The 18,241-nt window shown below is 62.3% G+C and carries 9 protein-coding genes; all 9 read right to left on the bottom strand.

Going from position 1 to position 18,241, the window contains the following annotated elements:
• Positions 1-95 precede the first annotated feature (95 nt).
• Positions 96-1,673, bottom strand: coding sequence for an alpha,alpha-trehalase TreF (gene treF, locus EI290_RS01350; RefSeq protein ID WP_125425862.1), 1,578 nt, complete (start codon positions 1,671-1,673; stop codon positions 96-98).
• A gap of 170 nt (positions 1,674-1,843) precedes the next feature.
• A complete protein-coding gene (locus EI290_RS01345; RefSeq protein WP_221766220.1) occupies positions 1,844-3,910 on the bottom strand; it encodes a glycoside hydrolase family 65 protein in 2,067 nt (688 codons plus the stop codon).
• A gap of 114 nt (positions 3,911-4,024) precedes the next feature.
• Positions 4,025-5,803: a glycoside hydrolase family 13 protein gene (locus tag EI290_RS01340; protein ID WP_125425860.1), complete on the bottom strand. Its 1,779-nt coding sequence runs from the start codon at positions 5,801-5,803 to the stop codon at positions 4,025-4,027.
• Positions 5,804-5,934: 131 nt separating this feature from the next.
• Positions 5,935-7,500, bottom strand: a complete 1,566-nt coding sequence (locus tag EI290_RS01335) for a RagB/SusD family nutrient uptake outer membrane protein (protein ID WP_125425858.1) — start codon at positions 7,498-7,500, stop codon at positions 5,935-5,937.
• Positions 7,501-7,519: 19 nt separating this feature from the next.
• Positions 7,520-10,576: a SusC/RagA family TonB-linked outer membrane protein gene (locus tag EI290_RS01330; protein ID WP_125425856.1), complete on the bottom strand. Its 3,057-nt coding sequence runs from the start codon at positions 10,574-10,576 to the stop codon at positions 7,520-7,522.
• 260 nt (positions 10,577-10,836) lie between these two features.
• Entirely contained in the window at positions 10,837-12,381 is a 1,545-nt protein-coding gene (locus EI290_RS01325; RefSeq protein ID WP_125425854.1) for a glycoside hydrolase family 32 protein, read from the bottom strand.
• A gap of 33 nt (positions 12,382-12,414) precedes the next feature.
• Positions 12,415-13,299 carry a carbohydrate kinase family protein gene (locus tag EI290_RS01320; protein WP_246008816.1) on the bottom strand — a complete coding sequence of 295 codons (885 nt, stop codon included), beginning with the start codon at positions 13,297-13,299 and terminating at the stop codon, positions 12,415-12,417.
• 197 nt (positions 13,300-13,496) lie between these two features.
• On the bottom strand, positions 13,497-14,819 hold the full coding sequence (locus EI290_RS01315) for a sugar porter family MFS transporter (RefSeq protein ID WP_125425852.1): 1,323 nt from the start codon (positions 14,817-14,819) through the stop codon (positions 13,497-13,499).
• A 537-nt stretch (positions 14,820-15,356) separates the two neighbouring features.
• Positions 15,357-18,125 carry a hybrid sensor histidine kinase/response regulator transcription factor gene (locus EI290_RS01310; RefSeq protein WP_125425850.1) on the bottom strand — a complete coding sequence of 923 codons (2,769 nt, stop codon included), beginning with the start codon at positions 18,123-18,125 and terminating at the stop codon, positions 15,357-15,359.
• Between the last annotated feature and the right edge of the window lie 116 nt (positions 18,126-18,241).

The raw sequence follows: 18,241 nt of genomic DNA, 5'->3' as shown, positions 1-18,241 counted from the left end.
TAGCCGCACCGTAGGGTCGAGTTGTGGCAAACGAAAAGTCGGTCCTGCCTAACCCGAAGATAAGGCAGGACCGACGTGACGGCCACAGAACACGGTTAGAACGACTTGTCGGGCTGGTATTTGTTGATGAGGTTGAGCAGTACGCCGTTGGTCCAGCCGAAGCCATCCTGCAGCGGGTACTCGCCGCCGCCGGCTTTGAGTTTCGTATCCACTACATTGTATTTCTCCATCAGCTTGCCGGTTTGCTGAAACACGTCCCGGTTCAGCTCAATCCAACGGGTGGCAATGGTGCGCGCCAGGGTAGGTTGACCGTAACGCTCCAAGCCGCTGATGGCCATGTACTGCAGCGGGGCCCAGGCATTGGGGGCATCCCACTGCTGCCCGCTACGGCTGCGGGTGGTGGCCAGGCCGCCGGGCTGGAGGAAGTTCTGTTGCAGGCCTGCCGCCAGCAGCTTGGCCTGGGGCGGGGTAGCAATGCCAAATTCCAACGGAAAAATGCCCGCCAGGGTCAGCTGGCTGGAGCGTTGCCGGAGGCGGAAGTTGTAATCGACAAACCAATTGGCCTTGGCATCCCAGCAGTAGGCCAGAATGGCCTTCTTGCGGTTCTGGGCCTTGGTCTGGAAGGCCGTAGCCTGGGCCGCGTTGCCTTGCAGCTGGTAGGTGGTGGCGATGCTGTTTTCGAGGTAGTAGAGCAGGCAGTTCAGGTCAACGGGGACCAAATCGGTAGTCTGGATGCTGCCCAGCTGCCCGTCGGGCCCAAACCAGCGGGTGCTGAAGTCCCAGCCGGAAGCGGCGGCGGCCCGGATGTTACGGTAGAACTGGGCCGGGGGCTGCTTGCTGAGCTTGGCGGCGGCCACGTCCTCGGCGTACGATTCTTCCCGGGGCTGGTCGCTGCTGTCGTAGTAGCGGTTGAGCACCTCGCCCCCGGCCAGGCGCACGGCGCGGTCCTGGGCGGTGCCGGGCTGCAGGGTTTCGGCCCCGGCCATCCAGTAGTTGTACTCGCGCAGCAGTTGGGGCTGGTAGCGCAGCAGCGTCTGCTGGTTGCCCTCCTGTTGCGAGAGGAGGTTCACCATCAGGGCAAAAAACGGGGGCTGGGAGCGGGTGAGGTAGTAGGTGCGGTTGCCATTCGGGATGAAGCCGTAGGTGTCCAGCAGGTAGGCAAAATTATCCACCATGTCCCGGATAACCGTGGTGCGGTGGCTTTCGGCCAGCCCCAGCATAGTAAAGTAGGAGTCCCAGTAGTACACCTCCCGAAACCGTCCGCCCGGCACAATGTAGGGGCGCGGCAGCGGCAGCAGGGAAGAGGCGCCCGGGGTGGCGGTGTCGGGGTGGCGTTGGAGCACCGTCCAGAGCGTATCCAGGTGGTGGCGCAGGCCCGCTTCTACCTGGCTGCGGTACTGGCCGCCGGCCGGGGCCGGGGGCGTGAAATGGGCCGCCACGAAGGCTTTCAGGTCGAAGCCCGGGGCGTCTTTCTGCTGAGCATAGGCCCGCAGGATGTCGGCGGGCGGCTCCTTGGCCGTGGCATCCACGAAGGTTTTGTTATCGGGATACACCCGGCCCAGCTGCACGGCCTCAAACAGGCCCGGGTAGAGCTGGCGGGGCGAAGGAGGTAGCTGCTGAGCGGCGGCAGTGCCAGCCAAAACCAGCAGCACCGCGAAGAAGAGGTTACGCATGGAGCAAAGGATGAAAGGTGGGATTTCGTAGAACGTCAGGCTGAGTCAGCTAACATAAGTTGCGGACTAGAACTAGCTTCTAGCTCTAGTCCGCAACTCAGGTCTACTAATCAGGCTCATCAGCACGCGGAAAGTTTTGGCTACGTATTTCCTTGTTACGAATTAGTCTGTCAGCGGCTCACGGAGTAGGTTTTACGCTGCGGGCCCACGCCCGTTATCTTCACCGACTGCCAGCCCGTGGGTAAAGTGGTTTTGCTCTGCGTGATGCCGCCGGGCGTAATGTTCAGGCCGCCGAAGCCCATGAGCACGGCCTGAAGCACTCCGCCCGCGCCGGTGGCGAAGTAGGGGTTGGTGCCGCCCTTGGTTTCGGCAATGACACGGAAGGGGGGCAGCAGGTTAGGCTCGTAGGCATCTTTGAACCAGAGCCTGGCCTTGTCGGCGTTGCCGAGGCGGGCGTAGAGCAGAGCGAAGATGGCCTGGGTCATGGCTGGGGTGCCTTCGTTGGGCACCCGGGTTTCGTAGTAGGCCAGGTCCTTTTTGATCTGGGCGGGGTCGGTAATGACGTTGAGTGGGTAGGCCAGCAGATTCACGTCGCCCTGCTTGATGCCTTCGCCCTTGTAGGTGGCGTGCTCCTGGGTGGTGCCGTCGGGCATTTTGAGGATGGGAATGTTCTGGGCCACGTGCAGCCAGTCGGGGTTGGCTTTGAGGCCCAGCAACCGGGCGGCGGCGGCGGCGTTGCGCAGGTTTACCTGGGCGGCGGCGTTGGTGAAGGCGTCGTTGTCCACGTTTTCGGCCCATTCATCGGAGGCCACCACGTTCTTGATGTCGTAGTGCCCGGGGCCGTTGCGTTCCACCCGGCTGGCCCAGAAATCGGCCGTAGCCGACAGAATGGGGTAGCCCTTCTCGCGCAGCCAGTCCCGGTCCTGGGTGACGCAGTAGTACTGCCAGGCCGCCAGGGCCACATCGGCCGAAATATGGTGCTCAAACGGTCCGCTCAGGGCCCACACCGGGGTTTCCTCCACGCCCGTATCGGCGCTTTCCCAGGGGTACATGGCGCCCTGGTAGCCGTGGGCGAAGGCATTGCGCCGGGCCGGCTCCAAACGACGGAACCGGTATTCAATCAGGGATTTGGCAATATCGGGGTGCAGCACCAGCAGGGCCGGGAACATCCACAAATCGGTGTCCCAGAACACGTGGCCGTTGTAGCCCAGCCCCGAGAGGCCCATGGGCGAAGGAGAATAGTCGGTTCCGGCCCGCGAGAAGCTGTAGAGGTGGTAGAGCATACTGCGCACATCCTGCTGGGCCTGGGCGTCGCCCTGAATCTGAATGTCGCTTTTCCACAGCTCCTCCCAGGCCTTGGCGTGGAAATCCAGCAGCCGCTGCTTGCCCTCCAGGCGGGCGAAAATGGTGAGGCGCTCAGCTTCGTTGAGCGGGTCGGCGTGGTGGGCCGAGGTGATGGAGGAGCCCGCCACGGCGTAGGAGTAGGTCTGCCCGGCTTTCAGCGGCTTGCCGAACTTGATCAGGTGCATGTTGTTGTCCCACATTTCATGAATCACCCGGGGCTCCTGGCCGTGGGGCTCCTCAAACAGAAAGGTGTTGGACGCGCAGAGCTGCATTTTGCCGGTGGGGCTTTTGGCCGAGGAGGTGAGCAGGCTCAGGGCCACGTGGGGCCGGTCAATTTCGTTGTAGTAGTTCTGGGCGTCGCGCAGGGCGTCGGGGGTTTCCAGCACGCTGGCCGCGCCCAGCTGCACGTCTTTCTTGGCCGTGATGCTCACATCCATCAGCACCGTGAAGGGCAGGTGGCGCAGGGCATAGTAGGTGTAGCGGATGGTGGCCTTGTCCTGGTAGTCGAAGCTGGTGGTGAGACTGGACCGGCGCATGTCCAGCTCCTGCCGGAAATTGGTGGCGTCCCGGCCCGAGAGCCGGCGGCCATCCACTTCCAGGTACATATTCAGCAGGTTGAAGCTGTTGAGGAAGTTGCTCACCCGCCCGCGCCCGTACTGGTCGTAGGCCCCGGCCAGCACCACGCTCTTTACCTGAAATGGCTCCGGTGCCGACACTACGCCCAGCATCCCGTTGGCCACCGTCACTCCGTAGTAACTGCGCGGGTCTATCTGGTCGGCCGCCACGCGCCAGGGGTCGGGAGCCTGGGCCAGGGCCGGGCGGCCAAGCGCCGTGCTCATGAGCAGGATAGTGCCCAGCAATGTTCTTATAGCTGGTAGAGGAAAGCGGAGCATAACGGGTGGGAAAGGACGGTGAAACGGAAAGCAGGAAAGGGCAGGCAGACAAGCAAGATACCGATTCCTGATCCGGTGCCGACGGCATCGGATCAGGGCAGCCAGCACCGGCTCTTACTGCAACGGCAGCACCAGGGCCTGCCAGGGCTGCAGCGCCAGCGTAGCGGCAGGGCTGAAGCTGGGGTAGTTGTTAAGCCAGGGCGCGCCGTTCAAGGCAAGGCCGGCTGGCAAAGGCCAGGTGCGGTTTTCGGAGGAGAAGTTGAGCACCACCAGTACCTTTTCGGGGCCCTGGATGCGGGTGTAGGCGTACACGTGGGGGTTAGGCGCGTCGAGCAACTGGTAGGCTCCATACACCAACACCTTATGTTGCTGGCGCAGCGCCACGGCCCGCCGGAAGTAGTTCAGCACCGAGTTGGGGTCCCGTTCCTGGGCGGCCTGGTTCACGGTGCGGTAGTTGGGGTTGACTTTCAGCCAAGGGGTGCCGGTGGTGAAGCCCGCGTTGGCGGTGCTGTCCCACTGGAAAGGGGTGCGGCTATTGTCGCGGGAGAAGCGCTGCAGGTTTTTGAGGTAGGCCGGCAGGTTGCCGCCCTGGCTCTTCACCAAAGCGTAGCCGTTTAGGGCCGCCAGGTCGCGGTAGTCGGAAATCTTGTCGAACTTGATGTTGGTCATGCCCAGCTCGTCGCCGTTGTAGCAGTAGGGCGTGCCGCGCATGGTGAGCAGAAAGGTGTTGAGCAGCTTGGCCGAGGCCACCCGGAACGCCGGCCGGTCGTCGCCGAATTTACTGGTCATGCGGGGCTGGTCGTGGTTGCCCAGGTCCAAAGCCTGCCAGCCGGTTTGGGCGAAGGCGCTGTCCCACTTCGTAAACACGCGCTTCAGCTCCGTGAGCTGGTAGGTTTCGGAGTTGCTGCCCACGCCGGTACCCTCAAAGTGGTAGGTCATGTCCAGCTCCTTGCGGTCGGGGTCCACGAAGAGGTGGGCTTCCTGGGGGCTGCGGCCCGCGCCCTCGGCCACGCTCATCACGTTGTAGCGGCTGAGTACCTCCCGGTTCATCTCCCGTAGGTAATCGTGCAGGTGGGGGCCGTGGTTGTAGGCGTTGGCGTAGTTCTGCTCCGTAAGGCCGGGCATGGGCGGAAAGCTGGGGTCCTTGGCCACAAACTGGAAGGCATCCATCCGGAACCCATCAATGCCCTTATCCAGCCAGAACTTCATAATGGCGTGCACCTCCTGCCGCAGCTTGGGGTTATTCCAGTTCAGGTCGGGCTGCTTCCGGGAGAAGATGTGCAGGTAGTAGGAGTTGGTGGGCGCACTGTACTGCCAGGCGTTCTTCTTCACATCAAAGGTACTGTAGCGGGCCGGCGGGGTGCCTTTCTCGGCGGGCCACCAGTAATAGTAGTCCCGGTAGGGGCTGCTGCGGGAGGCGCTGGCCGATTTAAACCAGGCGTGCTCGTCGGAGCTGTGGTTCACTACCAGGTCCATCACCAGCTTCAGGCCGCGCTGGTGCATGCCCGCCAGCAGGGCGTCGAAGTCCTGCATGGTGCCAAACTCGGGCATAATCCGGCGGTAGTCGGAAATGTCGTAGCCGTTGTCGTCGTTGGGGGAGGCGTAGATGGGGTTGAGCCACACGGTGCCCACGCCGGTGTTTTTCAGGTAGTCGAGGCGGGAGATAATACCTTTCAGGTCGCCCACACCGTCGCCGTTGCTGTCCTGGAAGCTGCGCGGGTACAGCTGGTATACCACCGTTTCCTTCCACCAGTCCTTTTTCCGGGTAGCGGTGCTATCGGCGGTGGCGGCAGGAGTTGCAGCGGCAATGGTTTCCGTTTTCGGGCTTTGGTTGCAGGCGGTGGCCAGGGCCGCCAGCAACGGCAGTACGTACGCAATTCGTCGATTTCTCATCAGAAAATAAGGATTAATGCAGCAGGAGTACCCGAACCGGCGGGGCGGCGGCTCACACGCAAGCAGGCCGCCGGCTGCCGCCAACGCGGGCGGTAACCAACGGCCTGCTGGTACGTTGCTTCAGGCAAGGGTTAGTACCCGGGGTTCTGCACAATGTTCCGGTTGATGTCTACCTGGTTTTTCGGCACCGGGTAGAGCAGGTATTTCGAGTCGCTCTGGGGCTTGTCCTTGCGGGCCTGCAGGAACTTGCCAAACCGGATCATATCCTGCCGCCGCCACGATTCCCCGTATAGCTCCCGGCCCCGCTCATCCAGCAGCACATCGAGCGAGAGAGAGGTAAGGGCACTGGCTCCGCGGGAAGGGTGCGTACGCAGTGAGTTGACGATGGTCAGGGCCGTTCCGCCGTACGTGCCGGCGCTGGTAGGCGTGCCACCCCGCAGGATAGCCTCGGCCTTCATCAGCAGCACATCGGCCAGCCGGAACGTCACGTGGTCATTCTCGCATCCGTTGCCGCCTTTGGCCTCGCTCACGTAGTCGACGGGGTATTTCAGGGGCCGGATGCCCTTGGCCTCCAGGTCGGAGCCGGTTTCCGAGAGGTTAATATCCTTGGTAAAGACCAGCGGCGCCCCGCCCCGCGTCGTAAGCGGAGCATCAGTAATGAGGTTGTACTGCTGCCCGATAAGGAAGCCCACGTTGATGCGGCGCCCGGGGTTGGCCGGACCGCCCGCTATGTCGTAGGCCACGCCCCGGCGCTTATCCGCAGCCTCAAACAGGTCGTAGAAGGCCGCCGTGGTAGCGGGGCCGTTGTAGCCATCCACGGGCCGCATGTTGTAGTGCGACACAAACTTCCAGGAGTCGCGGGTGGGGCCAGCGTTGCCGAACGTGTTTTCCTGAGTGAAGATATTTTCCCGGCCAATGGCGCCGTTATTGGGCGCGAAGTTGTCGAAGAAATTGGGGGTAAAGGCGTACTTGTTGCTGTTGATAATCTCGTCAGCCAGCCGGATTACCTGGTTCATATCGGCGGCGGCAAAGGTGGGAGCGGCCCGGTTGGCGTACACCCCTTTGTTGAGGTAGCACTTCATCAGCAGCACCCGGGCCGCATCCTTGGTAGCCCGGCTAACCGGGGCGTCGGGTAGGTCGGCCTGAATGGCGTTCAGCTCACTCACAATGTAGTTAAGCGCCTCGCTGCCTTTGCGCACCTTGGCCAGGTTGTTGAGTGCCTCGCCCGGCTCCCGGTACAGCACCTGGTCGTAAAGGTCCAGAAGCAGGAAGGTAGCCCAGGCCCGCAAAAACCGGGATTCGGCCTGCTGCTGGGTGCTGGGGGAGAAGCGCAGCAAATCGGTGGAGGCGAAAATGATGCCTTCCAGCTGGTTGAAGGTGTCCCGCACCCGCTCGTTGTTGCCGTCCCAGGTGTGGTTGAACAGGGCCCGCCACTTGCCGTTGTCGTCCCAGTCTGGCCCGCGGGTGGGCATAATGCGCGCATCCGTGGATACCTCCTGAAGGGCAAATACACTCACGTGGCCCTGAATTGGGTCGCGCTGGGCATTGTATACCCCCTGCAGCAGGGCCGCGGGGTCGCCGCGCGGAATCTGGTCGAGGGCCAGCTGTCCTTGCAGCGTTTCATCAACATCACAGCTAGTGGCTCCCTGTAGCAACGTGAGCAGGGCAGTTGCATAGGCAATCTTAGCGTATTTCATGGTGGGAAGTACTTAGAGGTTACAGGTTGAAGTTAACACCAAGCGTAAAGGTGCGGGCGCTGGGGTAGGGCAGGTAGTCAATGCCCACCGAAGGCACTTGGTTGGCCCCGCGCTTCACCGTGTTTACTTCCGGGTCAAACCCATCGTATTTGGTGAATACCAGCAGGTTCTGGCCCGTGATGTACACGCGGGCTCCTTTCATGAAGCTGCCCAGGTTGCCAAGGCCGTAGGCCAGCGTGAGGTTGGAGAGCTTCAGATAATTGCCCTTCTCCAGGTAGCGGGTGGTGGCCGCTGCCGGGTTGCCGATGGATTCCTTCACCGGGTTTTCGAAGGTGGATAAGGCAATGTTTTTACCGGCCCCAATCTGGCCTACGTTGCCTACCGCGTTAAGCGTGTTATTGTACACGTACTGGCCAAAGGCTCCGGTCATGTTGGCAATGAGGGAGAGTTTGCCGTAGCGGGCGTTGGCGCTCAGGCCCAGCAGTGTTTTGGGGTTAGGGCTGCCCGCGTACACCGGATTGGCAATGTCGATGGGGTTCGACAGGCCCTGGTCGTTGAGGCCATTGTACCGGGGCAGGAAGAAGGCGTTGATGGGGTAACCGTTACGAATCAGCTGCGAGGTAGCCCCCGACAGGCCCTGTCCGTTGATGGCACCGGTAATAATGTCGGGCCCAACTAGGTCTTTTACTTCGTTGCGAATGAAGGTGGCGTTGGCGTTGAAGCCCACTTCCACTTTCTCCTGGCGCACCAGCACTGCCCCCAGGGCCATTTCCACGCCCTTGTTCACGATTTTGCCATCCAGGTTATCCCAGAAGATGGCCTGCACCTGCGGGGCCGGCTGGCCGGGTACCGTAGGAAACAGAATGTCGGTAGTGGTTTTGTTGAAGTAGTCGGCCGAGAAAGTGAAGCGGTTGTCCACGGCTCCAATGTCGATACCCACGTTGAACTGCCGGTCGGCCTGCCATTTCAGGTTCTCGTTGCGGCTGTTAAGCGGAATCTGAGCTCCGTTGTCGCGCACCTCAAAGCGGTCCTGGGCTGCCCCCGCCGGAAACTCCTGGTTGCCGGTGAGGCCGTAGCCGGCCCGCAGCTTCAGCTGGGTGAGCTGCTCGGCCGGGAAAAAGGCCTCCTGGCTCAGGTCCCAGGCCACGGCAAACGAAGGGAAATAGCCCACTTTCTCGTTGTCACCGAACTTGCTGCTCTCGTCGCGGCGCAGCGTACCGGTCAGCACGTAGCGGTTCTTGAAGTTCAGAATAGCCCGCCCGAAGAACGACTGGAGTGCCGAGGTGGGGTCGTTGAACGAGGAGATGCTGCGGGAGCCGGTGGCCGAAGTCTGAATGTAGTCGGTGTAATCGAGGCCGAAGTTGCCGAAGCCCCCGGTGGCGGGGTTGCCGAAGCCACTCAGGCTGGAGCCCAGGTTGATAAACTTGGTGTACTCGTAGCCCAGCACCGCGTTCAGGTTGAGGTCGGTTGTTACGGCTTTATTGAAGTTCAGGGTGTGCGCCATCTGCTGGGTGGTCAGCTCATTGTTGCTGATGGCCGCAAAGCCCTGATTTTCAATGCCAGGGTAGTTGATCAGGCGCTGGTTAAGGGAGGTGCGCCGTTCCCCGGAGTTGTAGTTCACGCTCAGCAGCATACGGTAGTTCAGCCAGTCGGTGAACTTGTACGAAGGCGCAAAGCTGGCCAGAATGGTGTTCACCCGGGACCGGTCGTTGAACAGTTCCTGAGCCGCCAGCGGGTTCACCACGTCGCCGGCCACAATGTAGAGCGAGCCATCGGGGTTGCGCAGGGGCTGGGTAGGGTTCCACTGCAGGGCCTGCCCGATCAGGCTGCCCCGGAAACCGGCATCGGTGGTAATGTTGGCCAATTGCTCCCGGAACTGGCTGGTCGTTAAGTTGATATCCAGGCCCAGCTTCTTGCTTTCCAGAAACTGCAGGTTGGTTGATAGGTTGGCGCTGTACTTCTTAAAGCCGGTGCGGCGCACAATACCATCCTGGTCGAGGTAGCCCAGCGAGAGGCGGTAGCGGCCGGTTTCGCCCCCCCCGCTCATGGCCACGTTGTAGTTCTGCAGGTAGCCCGTGCGCAGAATCTCATCTAGGGCATCCACGTCACCGCCCTTGTCGTTGGCCGCTGGTGCCCCATAGTACCGAATAGCTTCCCGGTACTGGCTGGCGTTCAGAAAATCGGGCCGCCGCAGCAGGGTGGAGAAGCCGCCCGATACGCCCACGTTGAGCACCGGCGCCCCCGAGTTTCCTTTTTTGGTAGTAATCAGAACCACCCCGTATGCCGCCCGCGAGCCGTAAATGGCCGTAGCCGAAGCGTCCTTGAGCACCGTGAAGGTTTCAATGTCGTCGGGGTTGAGGAAGTTGAGGGGGTTGCTGTCGGCCCCGGCTCCTACATCGGCTGAGGCTACCAGGCCCGGCCGGGCGGTGCGGCCGTCCAGGGGCACGCCATCTACCACGTACAGCGGTTGACCGGAGCCTGTTACGGCCGAGTTGCCCCGCACCCGAATGGTAGCCGGGCCGCCGGGCTGCCCGCTGTTGTTGCTCACCTGCACCCCCGATACCCGGCCCTGCAACAGCTGGTCGGGGGAGGTAAAGGTGCCCCGGTTAAAATCCTTTTCACCGATAACCGTTACGGCCCCGGTCACATCCTGCTTGCGGGCCGTGCCGTAGCCCACCACCACCACGTCGCCCAGCACCTGAGTGTCTTCGCGCAGCGTTACCTGCACCGATGTCTTATCGGTGATGCTGACCTGCTGGGTGGTAAAGCCCACGAAGGAAAACGACAGGGTAGTGGCCGCCGCGGGCACATCCAGCCGGAAGGAGCCATCGGGGCCGGTGCTGGTGCCCACCGTGGAGCCGGGCACTACCACTGTTACTCCGGGCAGGCCGGAGGAGTTGGCATCCACCACCCGGCCGCTAACGGCGCGCGTAGCCTGGGCCTGGCCCAGCAGCGGCGAGAGGACACACAGACCACCAATCGTCAGGGCTTTCAGCCAGGCCGACGAGGTGTGGGCTGCCAGCCCAGCGGCTGGCAGTTCCTGAGATTTGTACCGTTTGTACCAGTTGTTATGCATGAGTGAGGGAAAAAAAGTGTGGGAATTCTACAGGCACTTAGCGAAGCACAAGCCTGCTGCCACCACTCGGCAGATAAGCAGGACAGCGGGCCTGGCTTCGCTATAAGCAACTCATCAAAGGTTCTGGTGAAATTCAGTGGCTGCCAGTGGGCACCTGGTGGGAAACGGGCCGAACGAGCAGCTGGCAGGAGATGAAATGGGGATTAAAGGGTATACAGGAAGCAAAAAGGGTTGAGCAACCAGTTACAGCATCCGGGTCTTCAGGGCGCGGGCTGGCTCAGGTTGGTCAGGCGTAGCTGGGTGAGCTGCACCGGGCTGCCCTCGGCCCGGAGGCTGATGCGGCCCGCGTGCTGGCGCGGAAAAACCAGGTCGGTCAGGGTCGTTTCGCCATCCTGGGCAAACACCTCCACCACCGATTTATCCACCAGCACCCGCAGCTTCAGCTGGCCGTTCTGCAAGGGTACCCGCGCCGTTTCCAGGGAGCTGGCAAACATGGGGTGGAAGCTCACGTTGCCGGATTGGGTGCGGTCCAGGGTCAGCTCCTGCCGGGCCACGTTGTAGCGCAGGGTGGTGCGCTCGGCTTCGCTCTCCAGCACGTTCAGGCTGAAGGCGGTGGCGGTACCCGGCTTCACAATCAGCTCCAGGTCGTAGGATTCGCCCCGGAAGGCTACCGGCAGGCCGGCCGCCCCGGGCTTGATGGTCTGGTTTTTCAGGCTGAGGGCTTCTTTGCCCAGAGTGCGCAGTTCCGCCAGGGGCTGCTGTACCAGGGCCAGGCCGGCGCTGGTCTGGCGCAGGCTCAGCTCCCGGGGCACGGCGAAGTTGCCACGCCATTCGTCGCCGGTGGGCACGTCGCGGGCGTAGGCCCAGTCGTTGGTCCAGCCCACCAGCAGGCGGCGGTTGTCGGGGGCGTTGTTGAAGGTAACGGCGGCAAAGTAGTCCTTGCCGAAGTCCAGGTAGGCCGGCTCCTCGTAGGGCTGGTCGGGCGTGAAGGCTTTGCCATCAAACCGGCCCAGAAAGTACTGCTGCCCCCGGAACTGCTCGGTGGGGTTGCCGGCCGAAATCAGCAGCACCCAGCGGGTGCCGCCGCCCGGCACCGGCAACTCAAACAAATCGGGGCACTCCCACTCCCGCACCGTGTTGCCGGCCCGGCCCCAGCGGCTCATAAAGTCCCACTTCTTCAGGTCCTTCGACTCGTAGAAGTATACCTGCTGGCGGTCGGCCTTTACCGTGGCCATTACCCACTTCTGCTGGGGCGCGTACCAGAACACCTTCGGGTCGCGGAACTCCTTGCTGCCAATGTCGAGCACGGGGTTACCGGCGTAGCGCTGCCAGGTGCGGCCCCCGTCCTGGCTGGAGGCCAGGTTCTGATGCTGGGCCATCACCAGGCCGGGCTTCTCCTGGTGACCGGTATAAAAGGCCACCAGCCCGTCGGTTTTGCCGGCCGGAAACAGGCCCGAGGTGTTGTCCTTGTCCACCACGGCGCTGCCCGAAAAAATCATGATGTTGCTGCCCTCAGGGCCGGGGTATTCGGTGAGGGCCACGGGCAGGTGGGTCCAGCGCAGCAGGTCGGGGCTGGTGGCGTGGCCCCAGCTCAGGTGGCCCGGCTGCGCCGACTGCGGGTTGTACTGGTAAAACAGATGGTACTGGCCGTTGCTGTACACCAGCCCGTTGGCGTCGTTAATCCAGTTTTTGGGCGCCGTGAAGTGGTACACCGGCCGGTAGGGGTCGGGAGAGGCCACGGGCGTCTGCGCCGGACTGGTGGCGGCGCTGAGCAGGGCTATAATTGATAGGACTATTGTTTTCATGCGGTGGGAAAGGTGAAAAAGCAGAGCGGGTACTCAGGTGGCGGAGGTGGCCGCCAGAGCCAGCACTTCGGCCTCCGAAATGGGGGGCGTGGCTCCCTGGCAGCTGGCCACCAATGAGCCGGCCGCGCAGGCAAAAGCCAGGTAGTCGGGGGGCGTCTGGCCGGCCAGCCAGCCCCGCAGCAAAGCCGCCAGAAAGGCGTCCCCGCTACCGATGGTGTCCTGCACCTGCACCACCAGCCCGGGGCTGCTGTACAGCTGCCGGTCCACCCACAGGGCGGCACCGTCGGCCCCTTTGGTCACGCACACGGCCTGCAGCTGAAACCGCTCGGCCAGCCAGCGCAGGGCCGTAGCCTCGTCGGAGCTGACGCTGAACCAGCCCATAATTTCCTCCAGCTCGTGGTGGTTGAGCTTCACAATGTCGGCCTGGTTGAGCAGGTAGCTTACCACGTCGCGGGAGTAGTGCGGGGGGCGCAGGTTCACGTCGAATACCTTGAGGGAAGCCTGCTGGAGCAGGCGGTACAGGGTTTCGCGGGAGGGCGCGTGGCGGGCGGCCAGGCTGCCGTACACGAAGGCATCGGCCTGCTGCACCAGCTCGCTGAGGGCGGCATCGTACTGGATGTAGTCCCAGGCCACGGGCTTCACAATCTGGTAGGTTACCTCCATGCTGTTGCTCACGTTGGCCTTCACCACGCCCGTCAGGTGGGTCTCGCCCTGCTGCACGTAGCGGGTGCTGATGTGCTTGGACTCCACAAACGCCAGCAGCTCGGCCCCCAGGTCGTCGTGGCCGACGCGGCTGATGATGTGCGCCTCCAGCCCGAAGTTGTGCAGGTGCACGGCCACGTTCAGGGGCGCGCCGCCGGGCTGCTTACCCGTAGGCAGCACGTCCCAGAGCATTTCTCCAAAGCAAGCAATTGGCATGGGATAAGCAGGAAGTTAAGTACCTGAAAACACTGGGCGGTGAAACCTGCCGAAGCGGCGGTGCGGGGTGGTCCGGGGGCTGTACTCACCGGCAGCCCCGGGCCCGGGGAGTGCTCGTTGCAGCAAGCAAACGGCCCCGGCTATATCCACTTCGGCAGGAATACCACGCTGATTTGTTGTTGCGTAAGCTGAGTTGGTCAGTGCATGACCAGAACGGGTTCCACTTCTTCCAGACTGCTGCCTTTCTTCTCGGGCATCAGGCGCAGCACAAACAGCAGCTGCAGCACCATCATGGCGCAGAAGAAGGCGAAGGTGTGCCCCCCGCCCAGCCGCTCGGCGAAGTAGGGGAAGGTGAAGGCAATGACGGTGGCCATTACCCAGTGCGTGGAAGAACCCAGGGCCTGGCCCTTGGCCCGCACCGCGTTGGGAAAGATTTCGGAGATAAACACCCAGATGACGGCCCCCTGCGAGAAAGCAAAAAAGCCGATGTACACGAACAGCAGCACCGGCACCAGGTAGCCGTTGAACTGCTGGGTGTAGAAAGCCCGGGCTACCAGCCCCAGCGTGGCAATAAGGCCCAACGAGCCCACCAGCATTAGTTTGCGCCGCCCAAACCGGTCAATCACGTTCACGCCGAGCAGGGTGAAGATGAAGTTCACCAACCCAATGCCCGCCGACGAGAGCAGGGCCGCGCCCTGACCCAGCCCCGTCATTTCGAAAATGCGCGGGGCGTAGTAAATAATGGCGTTGATGCCCGATACCTGATTGAAAAAGGCGAAGGCAATGGCCAGCAGCACCGGCGTGCGGTACTGCCGCGCCCATAGTGACTCGCTCTGCTCTGCGCTGTGGGCTTGGCCTTTAAGAATAGCCGCCACATCGGCATCCACCGTTTCGGGGCTGATGATGCGGAGCACCTCCCGCCCCTCGGCCAGGCGGCCGTGCAGCAGCAGCCAACGGGGGCTTTCGGGCACCTGGTACAGAAACACCAGAAAAGCCACGGAGGGTACGGCCTGCACCCCCAGCATCAGCCGCCAGGAAATATCCCCGACGTTGGCCAGCAGGTAGTTGGAGAGGTAAGCGGCCAGAATGCCAAATACGATGTTGAACTGGAACAGCCCCACCAGCTTGCCCCGGGAGCTGGCCGGCGAAATTTCGGAAATGTACAGTGGGGCCGTAACGGAGGAGGCGCCCACGCCCAGCCCGCCCAGAAAGCGGAACAGCAGAAAGGGTACCCAGCTTGGGGCCAGGGCCGCCCCCACCGCCGATACGAGGTAGAGCACCGCAATCCAGCGCAGGGTTTGCCGCCGCCCCAGCCGGTCCGAGGGAATGCCCCCGAACATGGCGCCCAGCACCGTACCAATAAGGGCAATAGAAATAGTGAAGCCGTGCTCAAAAGCACTCAGGCCCCAGAGCTGCTGAATGGCTTTTTCGGCCCCCGAAATCACCGCCGTATCGAACCCGAACAAAAAGCCGCCGAGTGCCGTAACGATGGACCAGAAAAAAACTTTGCGCTGAATCATGGGATGCCTGAGCTGAGCGTTTCCCAAATGTTGGCTTCCCGGCCGGCTATGGTCTGCTGCATTCTTTCAAATGCGTACAGAATTCTTGCACGGTCTTGTTTTTGGTGTAAGTATTTGATGGTTAATGAATTGAATTTTTGCGCGGTAGGGCCGTGCAACCTGCGTCTTTAAAAATCAGACACGATGTGCAGGATTTCTACAGGGGTAGAAGTCCAATCAAGTCACCGAATAGGATAAAACGGAGCGCCTTGCACCAGTTGCGGCGGTAGCACCATCGTGCTGGTAGGTCACCTCACGCACGTGGCTATATAATCTGAATTGTAACACCGAGGTTATAGCTAGAGCTAGTTCCCCTCCTTGGAAAATTCCGCGCATCAAGCGGCGTGGGCTAGGGGTGGTTGGTGGATGTAAGAACAATTTTTAGGACTAGCTCTAGAAACCGTTCTAACGCAAGGTTAACCACCCCTAGCCCACGCCGCTTGATGCGCGGAATTTTCCAAGGAGGGGAATTAGATAGCCTCTAGTTAGTAACGCAGATTACATGGCGGTGTGCAGGGCCTTGAACTCGGAAGGCGACACATGGTACTTGCCTTTGAATAAAGTAGCGAAGTAGGAGGGCGAGGAAAACCCCGTTTGGTAGGCTACCTGGGCTACGGTGCTGCCCTCCTGCAGCAGCAGCTGCCGGGCCTTGGTGAGGCGCAGGTTCTGGATGCAGTCGGTAACGCCGGTACCCAGCAGGGCCTTCACCTTGCGGTACAGCTGCATCTGCGACACGCCCAGGCTGCGGGCAATGTCGTCCACGCTCAGGCCGGGCCGGTCCAGGTTGGCTTCGATAATGGCCGTCAGATCGGCCAGAAACTTCTGATCCACCCGCTGGGGAGCCACCGTGGCCGTATCCACCGACAGCTCCCGGCGGAAGTGCTCCCGCTGCTGGTCCCGGTTGCGCAGCAGGGTGCGCAGGCTTTCTACCAGGAAAGTGGGGTTGAAGGGCTTGGTCAGGTAGAGGTCGGCGCCGGCCTGCACGCCCTCAATCTGCTGCTCGGGAGCATTGCGGGCCGTGAGCAGCACCAGCGGAATGTGAGAGGTACGCCAGTCGCCTTTGAGGGCCGTAACCACCGCCAGCCCGCTCAGCTCCGGCAGGTTCACGTCGCACACAATTACGTCCGGAATGGTGTCGTGGGCCAGGCGCAGGCCGGTGGCTCCGTCGGCGGCCGTACTCACCTGAAAATGGGGCTGCAGCTTCTGCACCAGAAATGCCCGTACCTCCTCGTTATCCTCAATAACCAGGGCCGTGGTAGCGGTACGGGCCACCGAGGCCTCCTCGGCCGGCAGCGGGGACTCGTCCTCCAGCAGGTCGTCGGGTACCAGGGGAGCGTGCGGTAGGGCCTGTTCGGCATCCAGAAACGTAGCGGGCTTTTCCAGGGGCAGCGTCACCTCAAAGGTGCTGCCGTGGCCGGGCTGGCTCCGGAACGAGAGGGTGCCCTCGTGCAGGCGGGTGAGGCCATCGGCCAGGGCCAGGCCCAGTCCCGAGCCATTGGCTGAAGGCTGACTGCCTTGGTAAAACCAGCCCAGAATGTGGGGCTGGTCGACTTCGGCAATGCCCCGGCCGTTGTCCTCCACACTCACGCGCACGGTGTTGGTATCGGGGTTGCGCTGCATACTCACCACCACCTGGCCCCCATCGGGGGTGTACTTGAAGGCGTTGGACAGCAGGTTGGAAAATACCTTGTCAAGAATGTCGCCATCAAACCAGAGGGTAATCACCGGCTCGGCCGGCAGAAACCGGAAGGTGATGCCCCGCCGCAGGGCAGTTTTCTCGAACACATCCATCAGCTCCCGCACAAAGGCCACCAGGTTGCCCTGGGTAGCACGCACGGCCATTTTGCCCACGTCAATCTTGCGGAAATCGAGCAGCTGGTTCACCAGCTGCAGCAGGCGCTGGGTGTTGCGGCGCACCAGTTGCAAATCCTGGCGCTGGGCCGCCGACAGCTCGCTGGAGTTGGTCAGCAGATCCTCCACCGGCCCCAGAATGAGGGTAAGGGGGGTGCGCAGCTCGTGGGAGAAGTTGGTGAAGAAACGCAGCTTGGCCTCCGAGGAGCGGCGGGCATCCTCGGCCAGCTGGGCAATCTGGTTGCGCTGGGCACTGATTTTGGCGTTCTGGCCTTCCAGCACTTCCCGAATGCGGCGGTTGATGCGGGAGGAGCGCCAGGCCCAGGCCCCCAGCAGCATGGCCACCGCCAGGCTGCCCAGCAATAGGTACACGGTTACTTTCTGGCTGGCGTAGCGCCGCATCTGCTCCTTCAGGCGCAACTGCTGCTGCTGCAAATCCTGGCGCTGAGCCGTCAGGGCTTCGGTTTGCAGGCGCATGGTGCCCACATTGGAAGAGTCAATGACCATTGTTCCCAGCACATTATCCTTGAGGAAAGGCTCGTGGCGCAGAATGCGCAGGGCCGTTCGGATGGCCTCTTCGCCCCCGGTCGGGTAGAGCAGGGTGGCCTGCAATACGCCATCCTCCACCAGCTGCAGCCCGTTGCCGGGCCCCGGCAGACCATCCACCCCAATGATGCGCACCTGTCCGGCGCGGCCCAGCTCCCGCAGCACCTGATGAGCGGCCAGCGCCATGGGGTCGTTGTGAGCAAAAATCAGGTCGATGTCGGGGTTGGCCCGCAGCACGGCGGGCAGGCGGCTCAGCACCGAAGCCGGTTGCCAGTTGCCCTCCACCTGCGCCGCCAGCTTCACCTGCGGAAACGCCCGCAGGGCCTGGCGGAAGCCCAGGTCCCGGTCGGTGGCGGGGGAGGAGCCGGGCGTGCCGGTAATTTCCAGCACCTGCCCGCGCCCGTTCAGTAGCTGGGCTGCGTAGCGGCCGGCGGTGCGGCCCACCTCCTGGTTGTTGCCCCCCACGTAGGCCGTGTACAGGCGGGAAGTGGTGCGCCGGTCCAGAATCACGACCGGAATGCCCTGGTTGTAGGCCGCTTCCGCCAGCGCCGTGAGCGGGCCCGACTGGTTGGGCGAAATCAGCAGCAGATCCACCTTCTGCCGGATCAGCTCCTGAATTTGCCGGCGCTGCAGGTCACTGTCGTTGTTGGCATCCAGCATCCGGAACTGCACGTTCGGGTGGAAGCTCAGCTCCTTTTCCATACCGGCCAGCATGGCCCGCCGCCAGGCGTCGTGGGTCGTGCACTGCGAGAACCCAATGCGGTACACTGGCTCCCGGGTTTCGGGGGCGCAGCCGGTCAGCCCCAAACCAGCCAGGCTAAGAGCCCACAGGAAAAGCCACACGGGTGTAATTCGAACGAAGCGGAACACGGGTGCAGATTGGTTGGTAAGTAAGTAGCGGCAGAGCGGGTAATGGTGCCGGATTGGTACGCTAGCATGGCCCAGCCTGGGAAAAGTAAGCAGAAACCCCCACTTCCCGGAATCAA

Source organism: Hymenobacter metallilatus (genome assembly GCF_003944705.1).
GTDB lineage: Bacteria > Bacteroidota > Bacteroidia > Cytophagales > Hymenobacteraceae > Hymenobacter > Hymenobacter metallilatus.
Note: the sequence above shows the minus strand (reverse complement) of the source record. Positions and strands in the feature narration are given on the sequence as shown.